Origin of the sequence: Aminobacter anthyllidis (assembly GCF_018555685.1) — a bacterium.
Classification (GTDB): Bacteria; Pseudomonadota; Alphaproteobacteria; order Rhizobiales; family Rhizobiaceae; genus Aminobacter; species Aminobacter anthyllidis.
Window position 1 is genome coordinate 18,137 of sequence record NZ_JAFLWW010000013.1, and the last position, 25,645, is coordinate 43,781.

Annotated in this window: 23 protein-coding genes; 13 read left to right on the forward strand and 10 right to left on the reverse strand. The window is 55.7% G+C overall.

Annotated elements, in window-relative coordinates:
• Positions 1-48: 48 nt before the first annotated feature.
• The 6 genes from tnpB to J1C56_RS29300 form a co-directional block, all read right to left on the reverse strand.
• Positions 49-402: an IS66 family insertion sequence element accessory protein TnpB gene (gene tnpB, locus J1C56_RS29280; RefSeq protein ID WP_214393463.1), complete on the reverse strand. Its 354-nt coding sequence runs from the start codon at positions 400-402 to the stop codon at positions 49-51.
• A complete protein-coding gene (gene tnpA / locus J1C56_RS29285) occupies positions 399-1,145 on the reverse strand; it encodes an IS66-like element accessory protein TnpA (protein WP_214393464.1) in 747 nt (248 codons plus the stop codon). The genes tnpB and tnpA (J1C56_RS29285) overlap by 4 nt, the downstream gene beginning before the upstream one ends.
• Complete coding sequence (gene tnpA / locus J1C56_RS33820) at positions 1,145-1,294, reverse strand: IS66 family insertion sequence element accessory protein TnpA (RefSeq protein ID WP_420797442.1); 150 nt, start codon at positions 1,292-1,294, stop codon at positions 1,145-1,147. Before tnpA (J1C56_RS33820) ends, tnpA (J1C56_RS29285) begins: the two co-directional genes overlap by 1 nt.
• An 808-nt stretch (positions 1,295-2,102) precedes the next feature.
• The gene (locus tag J1C56_RS29290) at positions 2,103-2,603 is read right to left on the reverse strand and encodes a hypothetical protein (protein WP_214393465.1); all 501 of its coding nucleotides are present in this window, start codon (positions 2,601-2,603) and stop codon (positions 2,103-2,105) included.
• A 561-nt stretch (positions 2,604-3,164) separates the two neighbouring features.
• Positions 3,165-3,542, reverse strand: coding sequence for a protein NO VEIN domain-containing protein (locus J1C56_RS29295; protein WP_214393466.1), 378 nt, complete (start codon positions 3,540-3,542; stop codon positions 3,165-3,167).
• A 161-nt stretch (positions 3,543-3,703) separates the two neighbouring features.
• Complete coding sequence (locus J1C56_RS29300; protein ID WP_420797443.1) at positions 3,704-4,729, reverse strand: YeiH family protein; 1,026 nt, start codon at positions 4,727-4,729, stop codon at positions 3,704-3,706.
• 798 nt (positions 4,730-5,527) lie between these two features.
• On the opposite strand from J1C56_RS29300, the gene J1C56_RS29305 reads away from it, so the two are divergent.
• The 4 genes from J1C56_RS29305 to J1C56_RS29320 all read left to right on the forward strand — a co-directional run bounded on the left by J1C56_RS29305 (position 5,528) and on the right by J1C56_RS29320 (position 10,334).
• Complete coding sequence (locus J1C56_RS29305; protein ID WP_214393599.1) at positions 5,528-5,950, forward strand: RidA family protein; 423 nt, start codon at positions 5,528-5,530, stop codon at positions 5,948-5,950.
• Between the two features lie 95 nt (positions 5,951-6,045).
• Positions 6,046-7,557, forward strand: coding sequence for an aspartate ammonia-lyase (locus J1C56_RS29310; RefSeq protein WP_214393467.1), 1,512 nt, complete (start codon positions 6,046-6,048; stop codon positions 7,555-7,557).
• Positions 7,558-7,593: 36 nt separating this feature from the next.
• Positions 7,594-8,379, forward strand: a complete 786-nt coding sequence (locus J1C56_RS29315; RefSeq protein WP_214393468.1) for a phosphate/phosphite/phosphonate ABC transporter substrate-binding protein — start codon at positions 7,594-7,596, stop codon at positions 8,377-8,379.
• A 596-nt stretch (positions 8,380-8,975) separates the two neighbouring features.
• Complete coding sequence (locus J1C56_RS29320; RefSeq protein ID WP_214393469.1) at positions 8,976-10,334, forward strand: LLM class flavin-dependent oxidoreductase; 1,359 nt, start codon at positions 8,976-8,978, stop codon at positions 10,332-10,334.
• 16 nt (positions 10,335-10,350) lie between these two features.
• Here J1C56_RS29320 and J1C56_RS29325 read toward each other — a convergent pair whose 3' ends face one another.
• Positions 10,351-10,524, reverse strand: coding sequence for a hypothetical protein (locus J1C56_RS29325; protein ID WP_214393470.1), 174 nt, complete (start codon positions 10,522-10,524; stop codon positions 10,351-10,353).
• On the opposite strand from J1C56_RS29325, the gene J1C56_RS29330 reads away from it, so the two are divergent.
• From J1C56_RS29330 to J1C56_RS29355, 6 genes are all read left to right on the forward strand, one after another.
• Positions 10,523-11,695: a LysR substrate-binding domain-containing protein gene (locus J1C56_RS29330; RefSeq protein ID WP_214393471.1), complete on the forward strand. Its 1,173-nt coding sequence runs from the start codon at positions 10,523-10,525 to the stop codon at positions 11,693-11,695. The genes J1C56_RS29325 and J1C56_RS29330 overlap by 2 nt on opposite strands.
• A 362-nt stretch (positions 11,696-12,057) precedes the next feature.
• Positions 12,058-12,675 (forward strand): NAD(P)H-dependent oxidoreductase, encoded by a 618-nt coding sequence (locus tag J1C56_RS29335; protein ID WP_214393472.1) that lies wholly within the window; start codon positions 12,058-12,060, stop codon positions 12,673-12,675.
• A gap of 524 nt (positions 12,676-13,199) precedes the next feature.
• Positions 13,200-13,763, forward strand: coding sequence for an S-(hydroxymethyl)glutathione synthase (gene gfa, locus J1C56_RS29340; protein WP_214393473.1), 564 nt, complete (start codon positions 13,200-13,202; stop codon positions 13,761-13,763).
• Between the two features lie 211 nt (positions 13,764-13,974).
• Positions 13,975-15,057 carry a 3,4-dihydroxy-2-butanone-4-phosphate synthase gene (ribB, locus tag J1C56_RS29345; RefSeq protein ID WP_214393474.1) on the forward strand — a complete coding sequence of 361 codons (1,083 nt, stop codon included), beginning with the start codon at positions 13,975-13,977 and terminating at the stop codon, positions 15,055-15,057.
• Positions 15,058-15,520: 463 nt separating this feature from the next.
• Positions 15,521-16,789, forward strand: a complete 1,269-nt coding sequence (locus J1C56_RS29350; protein ID WP_214393475.1) for a flavin-containing monooxygenase — start codon at positions 15,521-15,523, stop codon at positions 16,787-16,789.
• A 224-nt stretch (positions 16,790-17,013) separates the two neighbouring features.
• Positions 17,014-18,078 (forward strand): GlxA family transcriptional regulator, encoded by a 1,065-nt coding sequence (locus tag J1C56_RS29355; RefSeq protein ID WP_214393476.1) that lies wholly within the window; start codon positions 17,014-17,016, stop codon positions 18,076-18,078.
• Positions 18,079-18,297: 219 nt separating this feature from the next.
• Here the strand turns inward: J1C56_RS29355 and J1C56_RS29360 are convergent, their stop codons facing one another.
• The 3 genes from J1C56_RS29360 to J1C56_RS33175 all read right to left on the reverse strand — a co-directional run bounded on the left by J1C56_RS29360 (position 18,298) and on the right by J1C56_RS33175 (position 20,727).
• Positions 18,298-18,858: a TetR/AcrR family transcriptional regulator gene (locus tag J1C56_RS29360; RefSeq protein ID WP_214393477.1), complete on the reverse strand. Its 561-nt coding sequence runs from the start codon at positions 18,856-18,858 to the stop codon at positions 18,298-18,300.
• Positions 18,851-19,198: a DMT family transporter gene (locus J1C56_RS29365; protein ID WP_214393478.1), complete on the reverse strand. Its 348-nt coding sequence runs from the start codon at positions 19,196-19,198 to the stop codon at positions 18,851-18,853. The genes J1C56_RS29360 and J1C56_RS29365 overlap by 8 nt, the downstream gene beginning before the upstream one ends.
• Positions 19,199-19,728: 530 nt before the next feature.
• Positions 19,729-20,727 (reverse strand): helix-turn-helix transcriptional regulator, encoded by a 999-nt coding sequence (locus tag J1C56_RS33175; protein WP_246592133.1) that lies wholly within the window; start codon positions 20,725-20,727, stop codon positions 19,729-19,731.
• 701 nt (positions 20,728-21,428) lie between these two features.
• Between J1C56_RS33175 and J1C56_RS29375 the strand changes: the two genes are divergently transcribed.
• The 3 genes from J1C56_RS29375 (at position 21,429) to J1C56_RS29385 (ending at position 25,638) form a co-directional block, all read left to right on the forward strand.
• Positions 21,429-22,397 carry an ABC transporter substrate-binding protein gene (locus tag J1C56_RS29375; RefSeq protein WP_214393479.1) on the forward strand — a complete coding sequence of 323 codons (969 nt, stop codon included), beginning with the start codon at positions 21,429-21,431 and terminating at the stop codon, positions 22,395-22,397.
• Between the two features lie 180 nt (positions 22,398-22,577).
• Positions 22,578-23,525 (forward strand): betaine/proline/choline family ABC transporter ATP-binding protein, encoded by a 948-nt coding sequence (locus J1C56_RS29380; RefSeq protein WP_338001527.1) that lies wholly within the window; start codon positions 22,578-22,580, stop codon positions 23,523-23,525.
• Positions 23,526-23,541: 16 nt separating this feature from the next.
• Positions 23,542-25,638, forward strand: a complete 2,097-nt coding sequence (locus J1C56_RS29385; protein ID WP_214393481.1) for an ABC transporter permease — start codon at positions 23,542-23,544, stop codon at positions 25,636-25,638.
• The last annotated feature ends 7 nt before the right edge of the window (positions 25,639-25,645 follow it).

The window sequence follows — 25,645 nt, forward strand, 5'->3', positions numbered from 1 at the left end:
AAGAACCCAAGGATTCCAGCGGTTTCCGTGTCGATCGGCGGAGCGCTTTCAGCCGGCCAGCGCCGGTCTCCAGACACGCTCCGGCGCGCGCCAGTCGATGCCCTCGATCAGCATTGCGAGTTGTGCCGGCGTCAATGTGATCGAGCCGTCATAACCTGCCATACGCGGCCACACGAAGCTGCCCTGGTCGAGCCGCTTGGTGAACAGACACAGACCGTTGCCGTCCCAGAACAGGATCTTGAGCAGCGACGCCTTCTTGCCCCGGAAGGCAAACAGATGACCCGAGAACGGGTCCTGCTTCAGCGTTGCCTGGACCAGCATGGCGAGCCCGTCCAGTCCCTTCCGCATGTCGGTGTGCCCCAGTGCCAGATGCACCTTCACGCCCGCCGGAACGATCATCATGGGCTCACCCCTCCGCTGTCGATCCGTGCGCGCACCACATCGGGATCACACCCTCCCGGCACGAACATGCGCCGCCCGTCAGGCAGATCGACGGCCATCATTCCGTCAGGCGGTTGCACGAACCTCTGCAGGGCCAGCGTCGCCGGCATGTCGTCAGGTAGCGTCACGGATACGAGTTTTGCGCGCTTCCTCTGCGCCACGTCGAACTGTACGCGCCAGCGGAACAGCATCCCCGTGACGATCCCGTGCTTGCGCGCGACGGCCGAGACGCTCACGCCTGGCTGGTCGCTCTCCAGCGCGATGGCACGCTTTTCCTCGTCGCTGAAGAAGCGCCTGGCAGCTTGTGGGGGCGGCGTCGGTCCATCCTTCGCGGCACCTGTCAAGCCGCGTTCGGACGTCGTGCCGTTAGCACTAGTGCTAACGGTCGGGCGGGCGGAGGGATGAAGATGTGCGCGCCAGTCAATCTCAACCTCGCCATCCTCCAAGCGGTCACGCCAACGGCGCAGCGCGTAGGGCGAAAGATGCAGTGCCGCGGCGTATTCGCGAACGCCCATGCCGCTCCAGTTCATCGCCTCGACATGCATGGCCCAGAATGCCCGGAGCGCACGATTGCGCACATCCGTGCTCACGCCGAAACGTTGGCGTTGACGCCGACGCGGCCCTTTCTGGCGTTGTTGCGGACACGCTTCTCGGAGCAATTGTGCCTGCGATTCCGCATGTTTGCGCGCTGCTTCCTTGCCCATCAGGTGGTCAACCAGCGCTCGAACGTACGCCGGTTGAGATGGTGATGGCGGCAATAGGTTGTGCGCGTCAACCCGCTCTGACGCCACGCTTCGACATGAATCACCCAGAAGGACTTACGTGCCGTGTTCTCGAAATGTCTCAAATTCACCGGAGATCCTCCATGCTACGAAGGAACCCCACTTGCTGCGAATTTGCACTACGCCAACCAGGTGTCAGGACCGGACGCTTACGAAACGACAGAGGACGGCGAGATAAAAGCGCATGCCCGAAACGCGTTAAGCCATTGGCATGGCTTGCATTTTTCTGTGCATGCCGGCTGGTCGCGGGCATACTGCCCGGTTTTTATGGGAGATTTCAGTACCTTCGCATGCACATGGTAGTTGCTCCGGCAGCCGGCAGCCTCGCATAAGGTTGGAAGATCCGGGACATGCACAGCGCCTGAGCTGCAGATCGGCACGCAGATATATCAATTGCTGAAAGGGTCGCGTGTTGGGCCGTTCAGGCCCGAACTGTGCTACCTTCGGTCACGCGCAGTGGTTCAGCGGTGCGGCATGGCCGGTCTGACTCGAAGCAGTCGTTTTCGCCAGGCCTATTCAACGAAGGCTCTGCGCCCTCATTTCGGCCGTTCGACCAGGTTCTACGGATTCCCAAGAGTAGACATCGCCGACAGACGCGTGCCTGCGGCCAAACTGGGGTGGGAAGGGTTCATCATGGTGGCACCCGCGACAGTTTTCAGGCGACAGCATCGTCGGGCGCTCGGCGCGACGTATCGACAAGGTCATTGACGACAAGGTCGGCCAGTGGGCAAGGCACGCGCGGCCTGAAACGTGATCAGGCGGGTATATTTCACTTCTCTGCCGGCGGGCCAACTGCGCTATGTGACCGGCCTGTAGTGGTTGACCCGCACGTCGACGTCCAGACCACGAAAGCTGTAGTTGTTGCTCACAATACGCTTCCTATACCGAATTTTTGGTCGTTTTCCTCTTCGGTCCAATGCCCTCAAGCAGATCGGCGCCGCAGGTCTCCGACACTGTCTTTGCAAGCCGCGGCCAGCTCGTCCAAATCGCGCGCCGCTCGAATTCCGTGGGCCTGACGAAATCGGCGATGTGACGACTCAAGACCATCAGCGATACTGGTTGCTCGCCACCGTACGGCAGTTGGAGCGCCTTGCAGACCTGCGCCGACGTCCTGCCGTCCACCCAACCGTAGACCCGCTCAACCCACTCATTGGCCTTGGCCAGGTTGGTTCTGCGGCTCTCGCGCTCGGCCAGCGATCGACCATAGATATCGGGCCACTTCAGTTGAACCAGGCACAGTTGGCCGGACTCACGGTCCACGATCGCGGCATCCACGTCGGTCAGGTCCGACCGATCGCGCTTGTAAAGGTTGAACACACCATCAGGCACGACGTAACGCCCCGTCTCCTCCAGCAAAGCCCGCAGATCCGTTCTGAACATTTCCTCCCGGGCGTCCAACGCTCGGTCCCAGTCGCATGGACCTGTCGCAACTGGTTGGTGAGACCGGCGATGGGGTTCATCAGCGCACCGAATATGGGCAGTAGAACGAAGTCGCGACCGAAGTCTACGTAGTAAGGGATAGGGACCTCGTAGTGAGCGTCCAAGCGCGCCGCGCCTTCGGCATCCAGCTTTAGGAGATCCAGAACCTGGCGCCCCGCTGCCCCGCCACCCCAGACCGACTCGATGTCGTCCTTGCGCGCGAAGATGGTGAGAAGATGGTCGAGGCTGGGGACCCGCGAACGGAGCTTGGTCGCGCAGGCGATGTGATGAAGCACCTTTCCATAGGCTTGGATCGAAATCTAGTTCCAGTCGCCGATCGTTCGCCCGGCGATCGGCGACCGTGCGGCGTCCATTTCCAGAAGCTCGGCTCGATTGGGAGCGACGTGGAAAGCGAATGCGATCTGGTCGAGCGAACGGACCAACTCTATGACCCAGCACCCGCTCCAGTCCCGCCCATCGTTTGGCGTTCAACGCCTCTGAACGTTCGTTGCGGACATTCCGTTACATCTTGCCTACATAACCACGGGCCGAAGAGGTTGAGCACGCCACGTCTCGGGATCCAAGCGCAGGGTCGTCTCGAGGGGTGGTCGGGCGAGGGCGTTGGGCAAAGAGATGCACACGATAGAGGTGCCAGTCCCTGGCGCGTTCCTTGGCCACATCCATTTCATTTCGTGTCAGGAAGAATGGCGTCTGCGCCGCACCATCCGTGGTCTTGACCTCTATGAGGCGCTCGGCACCATCATGGTCGAAGGACAGAACGTCGAAGCCGGCACCATCACCGAGTTCGGCGGAAACCCATTGCACCTTGCGAGCTAGGTCCTCTCGCGCCATTGCCGTCAGCCGTTTCCGCTCGAGCTCGACCACGAACTCCTCACCCACCCGTCCGAGCTCCCTATTTCTGAAGTCCCTTTCGACGGGGTCGAACTTGCGCACAAGCCGCGCGAGCCTATCACGCTGGCGACTATGGGGGAGAGCAGGGATGTCGCTGAACACCGCTCCGGGGTCGGCAAACTCCAGTGCATGCCATATGCTCCCGGCCCTCATTTCATCAGCGTAACGAGGCCCAGCCCGACTGTCGCAATAAACAATGTCGCAAGACCAGAAACAACTAACGGTCGAAAGCCCCTCCGTCTGAGCTTCGACAAGTTCGTACCCAGCCCCAACGCTCCCATCGCCGCGGTCAAAAGGACAGGCGTAACGACCACAATAGGCGCGCGGAGCTGTTCTGGTACCAGTCCGGAACTGTTGAGCATAGTTAGCAAGAGGAACCCAACAATGAATGTCGGAATCACCTGCATGCCTTTGCGTGGGAGAGACGCATCGGCGGGGATTGCAGCCAAGGCTGCAATACCGACCACCAGCGGGGCCAGCATCATAACTCGCGCTAGTTTGGCTACGACCGCTGTTTGGCCCGCGACTTCGCCTCCTTGGAAACCCGCGCCAACCACCTGGGCGACCTCATGCACAGAAAGCCCTATCCATAATCCATATTCATATGGGTCCAACCCTAGAATGGCTTGCAACAATGGATATAGGAACATCGCGATCGTTCCGAACAGCGTGATGCACGCCACGGCATAGGAGACGTCTTCGTCATCGGCTTTGGCTACCGCATTGGCACCCGCGATGGCTGATGCCCCACACACTGAAGTCCCTGCGGCGAGCAATAGTGCGAGTTTGCGGTCAATCCCGAGAACCCTGCCCATCCAGACGGTGAACGAGAAGGTCAATACCAGCGCCGCCGCCGCAACAGCCAAACCCGTGACGCCGATACTCGCCAATTGTCCAAAGGTCAGTTGCAGGCCGAGAAGAGCTACTGCAAGACGAAGCAGCTTCTTGCCTGCAATCCCTAAGCCGGCATTCGCCTCCGGTGAAAAACCCACGGTGTTTGCAAACAGCATTCCTACAAAAATCGCCGAGATCATTGGGCTCAGGGCCGAGAAGAATGGCAGGTGCCGCAGCCCATATGCTGAGGCGGTAATCACCCCGACGAGTACCAGACCCGGAACGTAACTGGCGACTGCGCTTGATTTCCGTGGAGCAAGAACTACCGATGGGTGATCCAAGTTTGCATTCCGAGTGAGAGTTGAATGCTGGACCCATAGAAATTTTGTACTTCAAACTCCAACTGGAAAGAACGATCGTTCTAATCGCCGTCGCCGAACGATGAGCGAGCCCCGACAAACCTCTCGTTCTGGGCCTTGTCTATGTCGACAATTTCCTATCGGAACCGCTCTTTGGCGCGGGGACAACCTGAGACGACAGCACCATGGTCACGTCATGGGGCAGCACCTAGAGATTTCGGTGTAGCCGACCGGATGGGTCTTTGCCAGTGGACCGACTGAGATCAGTTCCCCTTCGCAAATAGTGGGATGGGAAGGGATAAACCCTAGCCAAACGGTTTCATTGGCCTGCATGGCCGGAGGCTAAGACTGATAAGCGGCTAGCGTCAATCTTCTCCGATCTCAAAGCGCAGACCAACCCCTGGAGTGACTTCTTCGAATAGATCCATTGGCAATGGGGATCGCTCGGCCTGCGCAGCGACCTTGGGAAATCGAAAGCAATGGACCAGAAACCCGTATTTTCATTGCGTACGCGGTTGCGCTCCTATTGCGCGTCAGTGCGACGTAATAGGAGCGGTTATGATCAGGACGATCCTGCAATATTCGGACTCGATGCGAGCGGACCACCACGGTCTCCTTAGCTCGTAAGAGCTCGGTGGCGAGAAGTTTGTTCCGCATCAACAAGAGCAAGTCCTGAGTTATTTCGAGCAGTCACTGTTGCGCGGAAAAGGGCGTTGCAATGCTCTCCACACGTGCACAGTGCAATACAACAGCCTGATCGCAGGCAATGGAGTAATCATCGTGGCCCATCAACGGATCCGCAAATTCAACACCAAGGATACCTATCCAGAGCAGAAGATAGACAACGACCTGTGTCAGGCCGTAGTCGCTAAGGGCTCAATGGTATTTGTGCGAGGGCAAATAGGACAGGATCTAGAAACGCGTGAAAGCGTTGCCATTGGAGATCCCGCAGGGCAAACGGAACGAGCGATGGCTAATGTAAAGATGCTATTGGAAGAAGCCGGGTCCCATCTCGATCACATATGCAAGATAACGATCTATCTTGTTGATCCGCGGTATCGGGAGCCAGTGTATAGGACCGTCGGCAAGTGGCTCAACGGTGTTTTTCCGGTGTCGACTGGCTTGGTTATCTCTGCCCTAGCTCGGCCCGAATGGCTCGTCGAAATTGACGTTATTGCGGTCATCCCAGAGGCCGTCAGCTGAGGGGATCGAGCCGGTCAACCCCAGATTCACTCGCTGCTTGAAGCAGGTATTTACAGGGACGATCGACCACCTTTGGTGGCATTGGTGATAATCTTATGGTCGATCTTGCTACAACAAACTCTGACATCCCCTCACCAAAGACGTTCGAGCTTTCTGCGTCCGAAACTCGAACCGAGCATGATCTGCTTGGCGATGCGGAAGTTCCTGCAGGCGTTTATTGGGGGGTGCACACCTTGCGTGCCCTAAGCAACTTTCCAATCACGGGTGTACCAATCGCCCATTTTCCGGAGTTTGTTCGCGCGTTGGCATTGGTAAAGCAGGCAGCTTCGCGTGCTAACCACCGCCTGGGATACCTGGCTACAGCTAAAGCCGAAGCTATCGATCAAGCCTGTGAGATGGTCGCGAATGGCGGGTATTGTCGCGACCAGTTCGTCGTTGACGCCATACAGGGTGGCGCCGGAACCTCCACAAATATGAACGCCAACGAGGTGATCGCCAATATTGGGCTCGAGTTGATGGGGCGAAAAAAGGGGGACTACGCCGCGCTGCACCCAAATGATGATGTGAACATGGCTCAGTCTACAAATGATGCCTATCCCACGGCGCTACGCCTCGCGATCATTTTTGCCGGCGGCCCACTGGTGGCCGCACTTGAGGAACTTGCATTTGCTTTCAAGTCCAAAGCTGTCGAATTCGCAGATGTCTTGAAGGTTGGTCGAACCCAGCTCCAAGATGCGGTTCCCATGACGCTCGGTCAGGAATTTGATGCCTTCTTCGCAACCATCAAAGAGGATATAGCGCGGCTCAAGGAGGCGATGGCGCTGTTTCGCGAGGTAAATCTCGGTGCAACGGCGATCGGTACCGGAATTAACACTGACGCTCGGTATGGCCCACTGGCAATTGAGGAGCTTGCACGAAATTCTGGCATACCAATGGTTCCTGCTCTCAACCTCATTGAGGCGACTTCGGATATGGGAGCCTTTGTTCTTTTTTCCGGAATATTGAAGCGGGTGGCGGTCAAGTTATCGAAGATCTGTAACGATCTGCGTTTGTTGTCGAGCGGGCCGCGCGCGGGATTCGGTGAGATCACCCTGCCGGTTGTCCAGGCCGGCTCTTCAATCATGCCGGGAAAGGTCAATCCAGTCATTCCAGAAGTCGTCAATCAGGTAGCGTACATGGTGATTGGCCATGACCTGACTGTGACGCTATGCGCGGAAAGCGGCCAACTGCAACTCAATGCCTTTGAGCCGACGATCGGATACTGCGTTCTGTCTTCGCTCCGCATACTGACCTCAGCCGTGGAAACCCTCGCTGCCAAATGTGTCGCGGGGATCGCTGCCGACCGCAACCGATGCCGTGCTCTTGTCGACGACAGCATAGGCCTGGTTACCGCGCTAGTTCCCACATTGGGATATGAGGCCTGTTCACGCATTGCGAAACAGGCCTTGCAGCAGAACAAGAGCGTTTCCCAAATTGTTCTGGAAGAAGAATTGCTAACGCCAGAGCATCTGTATCGCCTACTTCGCCCCGAAATGATGACCGCTCCCTCCCGTTCCCTGGATCAAGGAATGTCATTTGCTCAAGCGGGCGCTTTGCCCATTACGTGAAAAGGAACGTAGACGATGAGGACCGCGAGCCTTCCGATGTACAACTTTGCTGAGATGAAAGAAGCAAACGTTAGGCTATTGTCGAGTTTGCAAGAAAGGATGCGGGCAAGAGAATTCGACGTTAGCGACATCATCTATAGGCCGGACAGTCCGCCCATACCAGAAACAACCGGACAATCGGTCTATTTCACCCAGGTATGCGGATTCCCGCTGATGAAGTGTTTTCGCGATCAATACCGTTTGTTGGCTGCCCCAATCTACTCCTTTGAGGGATGTATCGGCGCAACGCATCGTGCGTTCTTTCTAGTTCGTAGCGAGAGTTCGGCCGTCACATTGGCAGACATGAGCGGGGCCACATTTGGCTGCAACAGTCTGCTCTCAAATTCGGGCATGAACCTACCTCGCTTGTCGCTGGCGCAACTGAAAGATAGGCGCCCGCAATTTTCGGCAATCAAGATTACCGGCAACCACAGTGCGAGTCTGGACGAGCTGGCTGCCGGGAACATCGATCTTTGTTCAATCGATTGCGTCACCTGGGGATTGTTTCAGAGCTTTCGGCCCGATGCGGCGCGGAGATTTCGGATATTGGAGGAGACTTCATTAAGTCCGACCATTCCGTTCGTAACCTCGGCAGAGACATCGGACGCAGAAGCGGCTTCTCTAGTGGAAGTGCTGCATGACGTGATGAATGACCCTGCCTTGCAAGAGACAAGAAACATACTCGGTCTCCTCGGGCTGGAACCACCCGACATGGTCGCCTACAAAATGATCTCCGAACTTGAAGTGGAAGCGACAAGGCTAGGCTACGCAAATATCGTCTGAGCAGGCTCCACACGTCGCCTCACAGCTCTCCTAATGACGTCGCCTGAGCATCGTCCAGCTCATTGAAGATATTGACGACCGGCCGATTTTGCCGGGTCGGTGGCCTTGTCTGCGATCTCGCCCAGCCCACAAATGACGGGCGGGGTGGGAAGGCTGCGGCACTCCAGGCCGCGGCGGCCTTGAAAACACTCCTCAAGCTAGCGCTGGCGGGCTAGGGGAACCAAGCAAGCAATAAGCTCGGAAACGCTCTTCGTCGGCGACTAGCTTGGCGTCATGATATCCCAAACATTGTCGCTGGCATCTGCTTCCGGAATAGGACGGTTTCCAGCCATGCCTGCTGCGAAGGTGCCATCGGCCGATTGGAGCAAGATCTGCGATCACCGCGAACGCGCCTCCGGCCACCTTCCGCTGATGTTTTGACTTAGGAAATTGTTACGCTTCGCCTCACGTTTTTCGGGGTTTCATTTTGAGATGCCATATTTCAACATCGACTCCAGTCGCGGACAGGTAGATACGCTGTAGATTCCCGCGCTAACGCCATCTTCGAGAATTGCAGTTGACCTGGGCCCTCAAGGCGACCAGCGGGAGGATAAGTCATGCGTAAGATATTGCTCAATGCGTTTAATATGAATTCGGTTGGGCACATAGCGCATGGGCTGTGGCGTCACCCCCGGGACAACTCGGTTGACTACACGAACATCGAATATTGGACTGATCTCGCCAAGCTGCTGGAGAAAGGCATGTTTGACGGCGTGTTTATGGCTGATGTGATCGGCATTAATGACGTGTATGGCTCCTCACCCGAAGCCGCCTGCGAGAAGGCCGTCCAGGTACCCATCAACGACCCGATGCTGATTGTTTCAGCCATGGCTGCGGTGACGAACAACCTTGGCTTTGGCGTCACATCGAACCTTACTTATGAATCGCCCTATCTGTTAGCGCGTCGATTTTCGACCTTGGATCACCTTACAAAAGGACGAGTCGGATGGAATGTCGTGACTGGATATCTTGACAGCGCGGCTCGCGGATTGGGTTTGACCCAACAAATCGAGCACTCCCGCAGATACGATATGGCAGATGACTATATGGACTGTGTGTACAAGCTCTGGGAACGCAGCTGGGAAGATGGCTCGGTTCTGCGTAATCGCGAAACCGGAGTTTTTGCTGACACCACCAAGGTACATACGATCGAGCATTCTGGCCCATTCGTCAAAATGAGCGCAGCGCATCTCTGCGAACCGTCACCACAACGGACGCCTGTTTTGTATCAGGCTGGCTCGTCGCCTCGAGGCCAGGCCTTTGCAGGTAAGCACGCCGAATGCGTGTTCATCACTGGTCGGACGCCGTCAGACACTGCCAAATTGGTCGCAGACATTCGCAACGCGGCTGCCGCTGCGGACCGCAATCCGCGTGGAATACGCGTGTTCCTGGGCGTAGTCGTGATTGTGGGTAAGACGAACGCGGAAGCTCACGAAAAGCTGGAGGAGTACAAAAGGTATGCGAGCCCAGAGGGCGGCTTGGTTCATCTGTGCAGCTCTACGGGCATCGACTACTCCAAGTACGACTTGGATGAACCGATCACATTTTCCAAGACGGAATCGATGGTATCCGTAGTCGAGGCGTTGACTACAAGAAATGCCGGCCAGCAGTGGACGGTAAGAAAATTGCTAAAGCAGATGGAAATTGGTTGCAGGATGGCACCGATCGTAGGCGATCCGATGGAGGTTGCCGACGCGTTGGAGACATGGGTCCGAGAGGCCGACGTGGACGGATTCAATCTTATTCGCACCGTCACGCCTGAGAGTTTTGCAGATTTTGTCGAACTTGTGGTTCCAGAGCTACAAAACCGCGGTGTGTATAAGACAGAATATGCGCACGGAACATTGCGAGAGAAATTGTTTGACGACGGTGCCTATCTTCCGAGCGACCATGTGGGTAGCCGGTTCCACAACTAATAAGGTGAGATAGTTGTCAAACCTTGATGCCGGGTAGGGGCGGTGCTCGCGACACTTCCGATTTGAAGTCATGCGGAAGACCGATTGGATCGGCTTTTCTCAAATCGTAGCACGCCTTGTCCATCGCGCCGCCGGCAATTTCACCACTTGCGTGGAAATCACGCAGCGTCCCAAGGAAGAACCAAGCCATGAACAACGGTTTAGCCCAGACGGTTAGTTCACAGTTGAGAGAGCGATTTCTTGTCGGCATGAGCAGTGCTGCATGCACGGTAAACGTCGTAACGACCGACGGACCCGCAGGGCGATTCGGTTTGACCGTCTCTGCTATGTCGTCGGTGACAGCTGATACGCCCCAGCCCACACTTTTGGTGTGTGTCAATCAAAGTAGTGCTTCTGCGCAAGCAATCGTTGATAACGGCGTGTTTTGTGTAAATGTTCTGAGGGACGATCAATCGTTCATTTCGGATTGCTTTTCGGGCCGGTTTAAAACGCCCGATGGCAGCAAGTTTTCCTGCACCAATTGGGTGGCGGATGTGACGGGATCGCCGCGCGTGGTAGATCCACTTGTCGCCTTTAGCTGCCGTGTCGCCTCCTGGCAGATCATTGGAACACACTACGTTCTCATGGGCAGCGTGGAGGATATTTTTTCGTCCAAGTCCGGGTCGCCGTTAATCTACGCAAACAGGGCTTATGGGACACCCGCTCGAATCGATACTGAGCAGTCCCAAGTTTCCTCAGCCAATGCTCTGAAATTGGGAGCCTTCCACACATTCGGTCCATACTTTGTTCCCCAAGTATTGGCGAATATGAGCTCAGGCGGCGCCTCGATAGACCTCAAACTTCTCGAAGGTGACCAACGCCGCGTGTTAGAAGGTTTGAAAGCTGGTACGGTGGACGTTGCACTGATAAATGACGTCAACTTGGGTGCAGACGTTTCGGTGGAGCGTCTTACAGCGCATCAGCCCTACGTCCTTTTGGCTGAGGGGCATCCACTGACAGCGCACCAGTCATTGTCGCTAGATCAACTCGCAAAGTGGCCACTGATACTGCTAGATGCGCCGCCCAGTGGTGAGTACTTTACCGACCTTTTTCGCACGAGGGGATTAGATCCAAAAATTCGGTTCAAAAGCACTTCGTTTGAAATGGTGCGGGGCTTGGTCGCGCAAGGGCTTGGCTATGGATTTCTCGTAACGAAACCTGCGTCCAACATGTCCTACGATGGTCGATCACTAACGACGCGACCGTTGCAGGATGCGATCGCTGGAAGCCATTTGGCGCTGGTGACCAGACGCAATGAAATGCTTGAGGAAACGCCCGCAGCGTTTGTCGATGCCTGCCGCCGCCTATTTCAGGAGGCATAACGGCTGCCTGGGTTCACGGCCTCCAGAAAATGGCTACAAATTTCGACAAGGGACGGATTAAGAAGAGATTTTGGTTATCCTTTTGAACGAAGCGTTCGAGGATGGCCCATTAGGGTCCCTTGGCGGGGCTAGTCCGCGTCGTAGTATCGCTCCTGTAAGTGGCGACAACGAGCCAATAATCTAATGAGAGAGAGGTAAGCGCATGTCACTTGGTGTTTCACAAGACTAGCATTATGCGGCTGCCTGAAAAACTGGCCCTGGGCGGGCTAGTTTGTTGCGGTTTCGTTATGCCGTTGGATCCCGTGGTAGCAGTTTGATCAGTTTGCTACGGAATTTTTGCCTGCGGGCAGAGGGTTGCCTTGATGAATGTCTTGACTGTTGTTTGCCATCCCGATTCTGGCTCCCACACGCATGCCCTGGCCAGGCAGTTCAATGCAGGCGCGACTTCGGCGGGGCATGTAGTCGATTTCTGTGACCTCTACGCAGAGGGGTTCGATCCGGTGATGTCGATCCGCGACCTCCAGCAGTTCAAGCAAGTCGCCATGCCGGATGACGTCATTGCCCACCAGAAGCGTGTCGAGTGGAGCGATGCGCTGTGTTTGGTTTTCCCGATTTGGTGGTATGGCGCGCCAGCAATGATCAAAGGCTGGCTAGACCGCGTCTGGTCGGCCGGATGGGCCTATAGCTTCGAGGAAGAAACAGAGGGCAGCCTGCTTGCTGCGCGACCGACCACGCTCCTGCTCCCATGTGGCGCTTCCACAAAGCAGCTCGAGCGGTGGGGCTACGGCCCGGAAATCGAACATTTGTGGCGCTTTGGCGTGCTAGGCTATTGCGGGGTGGACCCGATCCGCATCGAACTTCTTAGCGACGCCGTTTTTAATACGCGGGAGCGCCAACAGCACCTGGACACCGCCTATGAAGCGGGCGTGGCGATCGGACGCGACAGCAAGGCAAAGCCCGGGATCGCCAAACTTCTCTAGGACATGAGGGGCGGACAGCAGGCTGAATGTGCGGGGCGATTTCAGTCTGTGGTTGACCAATCCGAAGGCTATGGATCTTTTTGGCACTATCAGAGGGATCGGCGGACCAGATGTCCGTCATGAAGGGATCAGGTCGCAACAAACTATGACCAGTTCGGGTGAGCCGCCCACAGGTCAAACGTTTCTGATGCGTTAGCCTGTTTGGGACGATCTATCGCGACCGCATCTCACGCGGGAGTGGCAATTCAGCGGCGTGACTGAATGGCAGGCGCGATTCTCAAAGACCAGGGCGCGCGCGGTATGGCTCGAGAAGACCGACGCCCCCGCCATGCGGCCCTCACTCGTTGCAGCGGCGGCCGAATGATCAAAGTCCAACCTGTTCCGCGGTAAATGATCCGCCCACTGTCCGCGATATTTTGACTTTCCAGAAATCCACAAGCCTTGGATCTGGCGCCGTTAGGGCATGTCGATCCAACGGTCGCCGTCACTTGAACGAAGCATGTAACCGCAGGGAAGGACAACTCATGGCAGTACACATTCACCCATCCGTTGACGACGGGGTGAGGCAAGGTTCAGGCAGTTTCACCGGAGGAACGCTCATGTGCAAATGCACAGACGAGGCGATCAAGGTGGGAATCAAAGGTGACGTAGCCCATAACCATGCCTGCGGCTGTACCAAGTGCTGGAAGCCGGAAGGGGCAATGTTTTCGGTAGTCGCCGTTGTACCTCGCGAAAACGTTGCGGTGCTCGAGCATGGCGACAAGCTCTGTGTAGTTGATGCGTCCGCGACGATCGAACGCTACGCCTGCAAATCTTGTCAAACCCATATGTTTGGTCGCATCGAGCGTACCAATCATCCCTTCTACGGCCTTGATTTCATTCATCCCGAACTGTTTCTGGAATCCGGTGCACAAGGTCCGACATTTGCCGCCTTTGTATCTTCGGTGATTGAGTCTGGCGTAGAGCCAGGTGACATGGCCGCGATCAGAACGCGGCTTAAGGAACTTGGACTTGAGCCGTACGATTGTTTGTCACCAGCGCTCATGGATGCGATAGCCACTCATGTAGCGAGATCGAAAGCGGGTTGATCCGACAGCCATCGTGAAGGCTATTGCCAATAGCTTTCACGATCGCCCCATATCTTGACAGTTGCTAGTCGGTATCGGCGATACCAATGCTGGAAGCACCCATAAGGCTAAAGCGGTCGAGTTCCATCTCGTCACCCCGCTTCTCTATACCGATAATCTAGTTTTCGCTTGGCCAGTAGTCGCTGTTGCGTCCGTCTTTGAGAGTTCCGCAATGAATTATCCGATGTCTCAGATTCTTGAAGCTTTTGGTCGCGGCGAAATTGTCGTTGTCACCGACGATAAGGATCGAGAGGGCGAGGGTGATCTCGTCATTGCGGCCGTTCTCTGCAATGCGGAGAAGATGGCGTTCATCATCCGCCACACATCCGGCATCGTTTGTGCACCAATTACTATTGAAACCGCCCGCAGGTTGCGTCTCGACCCAATGGTGAGTTGCAACGATTCAAATTACGCTACCGCATTTACCGTATCGATCGACTACAAGCCTGACAACGGCACGGGAATTTCGGCTGATGAGCGCGCCTCTTGCTGTCGTGCATTAGCCAACCCAAACGCCAGTCCGAACGACTTTGCGAGGCCAGGTCATGTTTTCCCGTTAATTGCGCGCGATGGAGGCGTCTTGTTTCGGTCTGGTCACACCGAGGCGGCGATCGATCTTTGCAGGTTGAGTAATACCATCCCGGTCGGAATTATCAGCGAGTTGGTCAACGACGACGGCACAGTTATGAAGGGCGGGCAGGTTGAGCGTTTTGCAGCGAAGCACGGGCTTAAAGAGGTTAGTATTGACGAATTGATCGCGTATCGCCAGGCCCGTGAAACGCTGATCGAGCGTTTCGCGACATTCGCGACCGAGAGCCCAATCGGTGTACTCGAAGGCTACGCATACCGCTCACCATTTGACTCTATCGCGCACATAGCCTTTGTACACAACGGGGTTGGGGATGGAACGAACGTACTTACTCGCTTCCACAAACCAAACATCATAGAAGACATCTTCGCGGGACCTCGTACTATGGAGTCAGTTCTGGCGCATTTCAGGAGAGCCGGAAATGGTGTTCTTGTTTGTCTTCGCGACGGCGCTGCGGGCGTCCCCGTATCACCAATTACAGAACCACACACCGTGGAAGCCGATCGAAACAGGCAATGGCGAGAGGTTGGCGTCGGGGCACAAATCTTGCGCGATCTCGGTGTAACCTCGATCCGCCACTTGACGTCAACCCATCATGACTACATGGGACTTTCCGGATTCGGCATTGAAATCGCATCTATCGAAAATCTCACAGATGCAAGATGAGTAACATCCGCGGTTGAATTGGCGACCGCCAACTCGGCGGACTCTCATGGTCCGGCTCGCTGTTTTTCGCGCATTGTAATCAGCTTCTTCAGCGGGCTTGGCATTTCCGACTTGCGTCACCTGCTGGCCACCAAGAAGCCGCACAGCTTCTTTGGCGGGTGCCACTGCCGTGGCCAAATTGCTCTTTGCAGCATTCGAATGCCGTTAAACTGGTCATCGTTTGGCGGGAGCATCGTTTTGCGGTCCGTGTTTCAGGAAGATGCATCGCGCGGGCCGCTAGTAGGGTGGTGATGGCACCGTTTGGTGATTTCCGAATACACATGGCACCACGATTTCACTGCTTATAGCCAGCCTAACCAATGCTATGTGAAATAGTAATGTCTCAACATCAGGCCATCTAATAAAGTGACATTGAACTCACCTTGGCATCTTCAAAGTGCTTGCGGTTATAAGAGGACGTTCAATGTCAGTAGAAGAAATAGATACGCTTGTTGTGGGTGGCGGCCAAGCCGGTATTGCTATGAGCGAGCACCTCAGCAAGGGGGGCGTGCCTCATCTTGTGCTTGAACGCGGTCGAGTTGCCGAGCGTTGGCGTTCGGAAAGATGGGACTCTTTGGTCACCAATGGTCCAGCGTGGCATGACCGTTTTCCAGGAATGGAATTTGAAAGTGAGAGTTCAGACGCCTTTGTCTCCAAAGAGAAAGTCGCGGACTACTTTGCTGCTTATGCCGAAATGATCGCAGCGCCCCTTCGCCTCGGTGTTGAGGTGCTGGAAGTGCAAAAGATCGGCGGGCGACTTGGCTTCCTGGTGAGAACTTCAGCGGGCCTTTTCCAAGCCAGCAATGTTATTGCTGCTACTGGCGCTTTCCAGCGCCCTGTCATCCCGGCTTTGGTGCCGGACAATTCGGGACACATGCAGATCCATTCCAGCGGATATCGTAATCCCGACCAATTGCCCAGTGGTGCTGTCTTGGTAGTTGGCGCCGGGTCATCTGGAACGCAGATCGCCGATGAACTCGCACGCGCAGGTCGACAGGTCTATCTGTCGGTCGGCCCGCATGACCGTCCTCCCCGGGCCTATCGGCAGAGGGATTGCTGTTGGTGGCTAGGCGTTCTTGGCAAATGGGACAGCCCTGCAAAAGAACCAGGCGCGGAACATGTCACCATAGCGGTGAGCGGCGCGCGCGGCGGCAATACGATTGACTTCCGGCAGCTCGCTGCGCAGGGCATAACGCTCGTTGGGAGGACGCAATCCTACCAAGGCGGCGTGATCGCCTTCAATGCTGATCTTCCGGAAAACATCGCCCGCGGTGATTCCTACTACAGGTCGTTTTTGGACGAGGCTGATGCCTATGTTGCCCGGAACGGCATCGACCTTCCAGAGGATCCAGACGCACGCAGGATCGAGCCGGATCCGAAATGCCTGACCGATCCAATACTCGAACTGAATTTGTCTGATAATGGTGTCAATTCAATCGTGTGGGCAACTGGCTTCGCTGCAGATTACAGCTGGCTCAAGGTTGACGCCTGCGACAACAGAGGCAATCCGATTCACCAGCGTGGTGTTTCTACCGAGCAAGGAATCTACTTCCTGGGGCTGCCTTGGCAAATGCGCCGGGGGTCCAGCTTCATCTGGGGAGTGTGGCAGGACGCAAAGCAGATTGCGGACCATATTGTTACAAAGCGCAATTATTTCGCGTACCGAGTGCCTTCGGCAGACGAGCGGCGCTAGCCTTTGCCATCGGCGCTTCGTCTCAACAGCAGCCAAATGAGGATCGATGGAGGGGAGGGACACCTGTCGATCACCTCCGCCTGTCTCCACGTTGACGAAAGCGGACTCGCTGCTTTCGTCAACGCAAGCAAGAGACAGTCGATATCGGCAGTGTACCTAGGCCCCCCAGGGGCTCAAGTTGAACAAGGATCGAGCGCCCCGGTTCCAGACATCAGGAGCAGTGTGTGAACGCGCCGCACAAGCCTTCGACATTTCTTGCAGTTACACAGTTGCCTGCGAAGGATGCTCCTATACCGGGAGAACGGTGCGTAACCAATCTTGTTGTGCTCGTGCTGCCGGGCTTCTCTCAGCTTTGCCTTGCATCCTTTGTCGAACCACTGCGGCTTGCAAATTCGCTGGGCGGATCTGACCTATTCCGGTGGCGAATTATCAGCCTTGACGGAAAAGCCGTGGAATGCGCGAGCGGCATTTCGGTTGGCGTTACCAATAGTCTGGCGGATGTCGAACAATCTCTCGCCCCTGATGTGAGCCTCGTGCTTTGTGCAGGCGAGGGGGTGGAAAGCCTCCGCGCGCACCAACTGCGGAGCACCTTGCGCCGCATCGTTCGGGCCAAGGTGCCGATCTATGCGCTGGGAACGGCGACATGGCTTCTTGCGGATGCGGCCGTGTTGGGCAAAGCCCGCTGTACGATTCACTGGAGCCGTATCGCCTCGCTTTCCGAGACTTTCGAGGATCTGTACGTGGACGACGCATTGTTTGTCCGCAACGGGCAAATTGTTACCTGCGCAGGGGAATTTGCGGCATTCGACCTAGCAATCGATCTCATTCAGCAGCGTAGCGGTGACCAACTCGCGAGCAACATTTGTCAGCACGTCGCTGCCGATCGATGGCGCGACGGCTGCAGCTATCAATCGGTGCCGCCTGGCTTGCGGTACAGCGGTCCGGGAAAGCGGCTTCTGCCCATCATCAAGCTGATGGAGGCAAATCTGGAGGAACCCCTCACCCTCGAGCAGGTTTCGCGGCAGGTCGCGCTTTCGCGGCGTCAGATCGAGCGGCTCTTCGAACGTCACCTTTCGCGCACCCCCTTTCAGCATTACCTGGCTCTGCGAATGGCAAAGGCGCGCCAACTGGTGAAAATGACTGACATGCCGATCATCAAGGTTGCCATGGCGTGCGGCTTCGTATCGTCGTCGCATTTCTCCAAAACGTTTCGCGACCATTTCGGCCAACAGCCAACCGAATTGCGCCTGGCAAAACCTTTAGAAAGACAAACAGGCCTGCAAAGATGAGGAGATGCTCCAAGGGTGACTGCTTGTTAGCGTTTGAAAGCCATTCTTCCCGGATCGCTGCCGTCGCGCTAGATTGGGCCGACGGATCGGAACCCTAGAAGGTGGGATTGACGCGGACATCCCTAGGGACACCAAGCGTCGTTGTTCGTCGTGCGGAGAGGTCACAGAAACATGTAGCCAGCGGCACGGAGTTACCGGTTCAAGGCAATGCGGTCTGCTTTATCCAAGAGGTTGCCTGGTACCGGCGACAAGCTGCTCTAGGAGCCAGTCTCGCTCGGGAACCTCGATATTGGTCAAATCGGCAAGCCAAAGGCCATCTGTGGCCAACCGAACAATAGCCAGATGGCCCGCTCCATCCGTCTCGTGATGCTGCCCGAGGCGGGAATTGAACCAATCTGACCACAGCGCGCGCAGAGTTGCATCTGTCAACATCAGCATCCACAAGGCTGCTTGAGAGCTCCAGCGACCGGGACCTTCAACAGCGAAGACAGACGTGATGTAGGCTCGTGTGAAGCAACCGAAACGGTCAGCATCGGCTGCGATAAGTCGGTCTAGTTCATCACCAAATGAATCCAGCACCTCCTGAAACAAGGCATCGATAAGTGCCTGTTTGTGTGGGAAATGATGCAAGAACCCGCCCTTGGTCACACCGGCAGCATCAGCTACCGCCTGGACGGTAACCGAGGAAATGCCACCTCCAATTGCGAGGCGAGCAGCTTGGTCGAGCAGCGCTCGGCGCACAAGTTCTGGCTGCTTCTTTCTCTTGTGCGGACTATCCATGGCTTACTGCGTGCGAGAATCCGTTGACGACAACGACACCACCGACGATCATGGCGATGCCAATACAGGCTGGCAGATCAAGCGGCTGGCGAAACACCAACACACCGACGCCGGCGGTCAGAATGATTCCCACCCCTCCCCAGATCGCATAAGCCACACTGAGCGGTAAAGCCCTTAGGGCTTGGGAAAGGAAGAAGAATGAACCAGCATAAAAGACGGCCATGGCAAGCGTTGGCACAACCCTTGAAAACTGCTCTGATTTTAACAGAAATGCAGTTCCTGCCACCTCGCAGACTATTGCAATTGTCAGAGCGCCATAAGCGAGCATCAATGGAGGCATGGGCATTCCTTTGCTAAAACCGAATGGACCAACGCAAACATACCGTATGGTTGGTTTTTTCACAATGGCTTTATGGATGGTTAGCTGCTCAGGAGAGTCGCCTCAGATTGGGTCGCGCAAAAATCGGCTGCCGTCGAGAACGCCTCTACGGCAGCCGTAATGACTTGGGAGGTTGCGGAACCGGCGCGCACCGGAGAATAGCCCATCCAGGCTGCACGCACGATCAGGATATGGGCCGCTTCAAGCTACTCGGGGGAGGTCTTCCCAAACAGCGCGTCTAACACGTAGGGGACATTCGCCACGGCTCAAAGCATGAATTTCCGCAGCATCAGTTCAGAAAAACCAATACTCAACCTATGCCGGGCGACATCGCGCATGCACCAGTACAAGTCCTTTCCTCCAACGGGACCGAGCGCCATCCCTTCGAGCAAGGGGGATAGTCACGAGATTTCGCCTCGAACGCCTTGCCCTGCTGAAAATGGAAACGACCGCCTTACAAAGGCGCACGACCCAACAATGAGAAACGGCCTTTAGGGTTGGCTCACATAAGGTAGCATAAACTTCAAAATAAGTTCACGCTCTGTGGTTATATCAAGCTTCAAATACATTCTCTTTCTGTGGTTCTTTACCGTATTGACACTCAAATGTAGCCGTTCGGCAATTTTTATATTTGGATAACCGAGAAATATCAGCCGTACAATGTCATGCTCGCGTCGCGTGAGCACAGTCGATCCAAAGGATTCCACTGCGTCCAATGGGCTTAGCGGGGCCATACCAGCGCTTCCCTGCTCGAGGATGAGCAGATAGCCCCCTGGCGCAGCTGGATACTCATGTTCCAATCGCTGAGTTCGGATTACAAAACCGGGCACGATGGGCAGGACTTGCTGCGCTTGCGGTCGAAAGCGATCCACCTGGCTCTGAAGCGCTGGCTCCTTTGCCAGGATTTGGGCCCACATAGCACTCTCGAACATCACCCGATTTCTACTGTCCACTATTCGATAGGCGATCTGATCGCTGTTTTCGCTCCCTATCATAAGTTTAATTTGCATCCGCTCGTGAGCTTCCTGCATTCCCAAAAGGAGTGGGAATATTTCCTGAGCGCATTTGACCTTCGCTGGCACGAAGGGCGTCGAGCGCTCGAAAATCACGGCTATCATGCAAGAGGCTGGTGCGGGGAACAGCAAGACGAAGTCGTCAGCCATACCGATCAGACTCAAGAAGTGCCTCGAATACCTAGCTTTTTCTTCGGCCGACATACCAAGCGAGTCAAGGGTAAAGACGCCAGGTCGCGCGCCGACTTTGCAGAATTTATAGACCGGATCGAGCCGATAAAGGCCATCTAGGTAAAGCTGCTGAAGGCCTTCATCGAAGGTATCGTGCACGACATAGATAGGGACTGTTGCGTTAGAATACCGCATAACCATTTGAACCTCCGCCTCTACTATCCGGCCGAGGTGGTCCATGAGATTTCGATAAAAACTACTCTCGCCAATCGATCGTGCGATCTTCCCCAACTCGTCAAAGTTCATCGGCTCGTCCTACGAAAAGGTGATGCCCGATCCGCAAGTGCGTGCTCAATCGTGCTTGTTTTATCATAGTCCGACTTCCTAGGTGCAATATCAACTCCGCCGGACTAGAGCCGCGGGCATTGGAGCCCTTCGAAAACGGCGGCAAACCGCAACCAGGGACCGAGCGAGCCCGCATACAGGTACTTCTCGCGGACGGCCAAGCACGGCTCCCTGGTGTCAAGCGGATTTTCAATGGCGCCAGACGATTGTCGTTCGTAAGCGCCATATCGCGGTCGCTGTCGACATAGCGGCGGCGTCAGATGATACTCGAAGCCGTGTATTGACCGACATGTCGCCGACGACCTCTCCGATCAGGGTAGATTCGTTGCCAGTGGCCGCTTGCCGTCATCAAATTCGTCTGACTTTGAAGCTCAGCCAAGGCGCAATATTCTGCGCGGCGGGGCGTTGGATTACCTCGAGAAAGCCCACGGCTAGGTAATAAGGTGGCAGTGTCTCGTTGGTGATGGTGGGGCCAAGATCGACGGGCAGAAGTCGGGATTGATGTCACTTTGCGACGCCTTCGCTCCCACGCAATTCCGAGCGACGCTCTCAACAGGCTCTTAGCCCTGCAGGGCCAATTGCGTTAGGTTGGTGAACGGCAACAATTCGGGTACTGCGGCCATGGCTGCCGTCAATAACAATAACCGCGATGGGAACACGCTATGACTCTTGGTTCGCGAAGAAACTTTCATGCTGCCGCGCTTCTGTGCGCCATTGCCCTCCCTGAATACGCCGTGGCGGCGGAAATGGGGAGCACGGACCCGATCAAAATGGCAATGAACGAATGGACTAGTCAGAACATTCTGGCTCAGGTCGCCGGCCGCTTGCTCAGCAAAGCTGGATATGTGGTTGAGTACGTAACCGCAGGCTCCAACACGCAACTGACGCCTTTGTCGGCCGGCGAGCTGACGGTCGCAATGGAAATCTGGACGGTCAATTCGGGGCCTGCGTTCGAGCAACTGGTGGACGAGGGCAAAATTACGATTGTCGGTCCTACCGGACTCGAAGGAAAGGGAGGCTGGGTATATCCAAAATTTGCTGAAGGGCTGTGCCCCGGTCTTCCAAAATGGGAAGCGCTCAAGGATTGCAGTGGCGTATTCTCGACTATTGAAACGTACCCTCAAGGCCAACTGATCGATTTCCCGCCAGACTGGGGAAATACCTATAGCGCGGAACGTTTCACCGCATTCGGCCTCGACTTCAAGTCCGTATCAGGTGGTAGTGAGGGGGCAATCACCGCCGCACTACGTTCGTCGATTGCGGCAAAGAAACCAGTCCTGGCGTATTTTTGGTGGCCACATCCGATATTCGCCGAGTTGGAGCTCGCCCACGTCGAGATGCCCGCGTGGGCTGCGGAATGCGAGACAGATCCGTCGTGGGGAATAAATCCTTCAGCGACGTACGATTGCGACGAGCGTCCTAATGCTATCGTGATTGCTGCCTGGCCTGGCATGAAAGACAAGTGGCCAAGGGCATACGAGATCCTGGAGCAGTTTCGGATCGACAATGACGAAGACATGCGCCTCGCACACGAAGTTGAAAACGGCGCGAAGCTCGGTGCTGTTGCTGATGAATGGATGACCAAGCACGCAACACAATGGCGAGCATGGCTTGATCATGCGAGCAAATAGCCCATCGCCGTCTGCAAGGGCCTCGTTCGAGGCTCTGACGAACATGCTGTCAGGCAATTGTAACTTCGGTCGTACCGCGTCAAACGGGTAATTGGCATGCCAAAACTAGAATGCAAAAACGTCTGGAAAGTATACGGGTCTCGTCCAGAGGCATATTCCGGCCTTGTAAGACAAGGCCGGGTGCAGCCTGACGACATCCGCAAGCTCCGGGAGAGCGGTGCGATAATCGCTGCCGCCGATGTCTCATTCGACGTGAACGTCGGTGAGATCCTGGTTCTGATGGGGCTTTCGGGTTCCGGAAAGTCGACTGTCCTCCGTTGTATTTCACAGCTGGTCCAACCGTCGGCTGGCACAATTCGTCTCGATGGCGAATGCCTTTCCTCCATGTCGCCAAGCGATCTGGTTGAGGTTCGGCGCCACAAGATGGGGATGGTCTTTCAGAATTTCGGATTGCTGCCGCATCTGACTGTGGTGGAGAATGTGGAGTTCCCCCTCAAGGTACAGCGAACGGCACTCGCCGTACGCCGTGAGCGCGCGCTCGAGATGGTTGCTTTGGTCGGACTTGCAGGGAAGGAGAATGCCTACCCTTATGAGCTTTCTGGTGGCCAGCAGCAGAGGGTGGGCATCGCTCGCTCCCTGGCCAGCGAACCCGACCTCTGGCTCCTCGACGAGCCGTTCAGCGCGCTCGATCCATTGATACGGCGGCAATTGCAGGAAGAATTCCTGCGGCTGCAGCGCGACCTCAAGAAAACCATCGTTTTTGTCACCCACGACATTATGGAAGCCCTGCGCGTAGGCGACCGAATTGCAATCATGAAAGATGGACTGATTGTCCAGATTGGAACCCCTCAGGATATTGTCCTCAATCCAGTCAATGAATACGTCGCCCGCTTCACCGCCGAGGTGCCTCGATATCGCGTTCAGAAAGTGGGCTGCATCATGGAGGGCCTCTCGGGCGATCTGAATGTCTCCGCAGACCTGTCGACAGCGTTGAGCTGCGACATGGCCGTAGAGGATGCCTTCGAGCACTTCCGAGACCGTGACCGCGTCCCTGTTGTGGACGCCGATGGAAGGCTGGTCGGGCAGCTTACTGCTTCCCGAATCGTCAATCATCTCGCTAAGAACTAAAAGCTGGGATCATTGGATGTCAGACCGCGCAATCAATTTTCCCTCATTGGTAAATAACAACAAGATGGGATCAGCAATTAGGGAATACTACTGGGCAATTGCCTCGGGTATCTTGGTATTATTAATCTGCGTTCATCAACAGTTTCCCGGAATATCGCAGATTGAAAATTTGACCCTTCTCCCGGTCGGCCGGTGGATTGATGCAGTCTTTTCTGTGCTGCTCGTCCTTAAGCCTGTTCTACAGATTGTCGGGCAGATCGTGTCGTTTGCCTACGAGCAGCTCGCCTTGCTGCTTCAGGCACTGCCCATTCCGTTTACGCTGATTGCCTTGGTCAGCGCGGCCTTCTTTCTGGCCGGCACTGGGCCGGCCGTAGTTGTGCTGGGCGTGCTGATGTACTGCATCGCGTCCGGGTATTGGTCACAAAGCATGACCACGCTTGCGTTGGCGGTGGTCGCGATAGTTTACTCCTCTATCATCGGCTTCTGGGTTGGTGTTCTAGGCCACCGCCGCCCCTTCCTTCGATCGTGGATTGAACCCGCGCTCGACGTCATGCAGACGATGCCTACCTTCGCGTACCTCATTCCATTGCTGTTATTTTTTGGCTTCGGACCTTCAGTCGGTTTGATCGCAAGCGTCATCTTCGCTGCACCGCCGATGATACGAAACACAATGCTGGGTTTGCGGATGGTTCCTTCTGCCATCAGTGAGGTTGCGCTCATGGCAGGCGCAACGCCCTGGCAAAGGCTTTGGCTGGCAGAGGTCCCAACGGCTCGATCGCAAATCATGATCGGGTTGAACCAGACAACGATGGCCGCCTTCTCGATGGTAATTGTCGCGGCCCTTATCGGGGGCTTCAACGACATCGGGTGGGAGGTGCTTTCGAGCATTCGCCAAGCTCGAGTTGGCGACAGCATTGTCACGGGTATGGTGATCGTGCTTCTGGCAGTTGCCTTGGACCGCGTCACTATTGCGGCCATTTCGCATTCTTCACCTACCGCCAAGATCCCCCAACGCGAGCGGTTCTTGAGGTGGGCGCTTGCGATACTGACTGTCCTGATTGGAATGTGGTGCCTGGTCTACCGACCGGAAGTGAGCTGGCCGGACAGCTGGGCTATCAGCGCGCAAGGCGTCGACGAGTGGTTGTCAGGCTTCATTACCAAATACGCGAGCACGCTCGCCGAAATAAAGGCGACATTCTTCTTTTACTTCCTTCTTCCGCTTAAGATCGGGGTCGGAAAACTGTTGGCAGGTAGCCAAATGGCTACGCAGCAGTATTACCAGATGAACGCCGCGTATCTGATTGTCGCACTCCTTGGCATTTCGGTGTTGCTTGCTATCGCGGTTTCAACTCGAGCTAGTTTCTGGTTTATGTTTGCGAGCGCCACCCTGTATTTCGGCCTAACAGGTTTGCCGTGGTTCGTGATGACATTCGCTGTCTCTGCATTGGCATTTCACCTGGGAGGGAGGAGGCTAGCGGCTTTTGCGGCGCTGGTGTTGGGTTTCATCCTCCTGACAGGGCAATGGGAATCTGCCTCCATATCAATTTATATTTGCGGAGCTGGAGTAATAATAAGTATTCTTATCGGTACCCCCATTGGAATTTTGGCCGCTAAAAGCCACTTCGTGGCGCCTATTGTTCGACCTGTATGTGATTTCTTCCAGAGCATCCCTCTATTTGTTTTCCTAATTCCGGTCCTTATGCTGTTTGGCGTTGGAGATTTTACAGGATTGTTGGCCATTGTGGCGTATTCCATTATACCGATTGTTCGTTACACTGAAGAGGGGCTTAGGCAGGTGCCTGAGGTTCAGCGCGAAGCCGCCATTGCCTGCGGATGCACGCCTCGACAAGTCTTCTTGAACGTTGAGCTACCTGCCGCCATGCCTGTTCTGCTCCTGGGAATTAACCAGGCCGTGCTGTTTTCGCTCGCGATGCTCGCAATTGCATCCCTGGTGGGAACCGCTGGCCTTGGCCAGACAATCTACGTTGCATTGTCGAAGAACCAGCCGGGCATCGGCCTTCTGGCGGGTATTTGCATGGCTCTGATAGGCATTCTGGCGGATCGCATTCTACGCGCATCCACTAGGCTGGGCACTCTGTCGGAGGCAAACTAGCAACGCC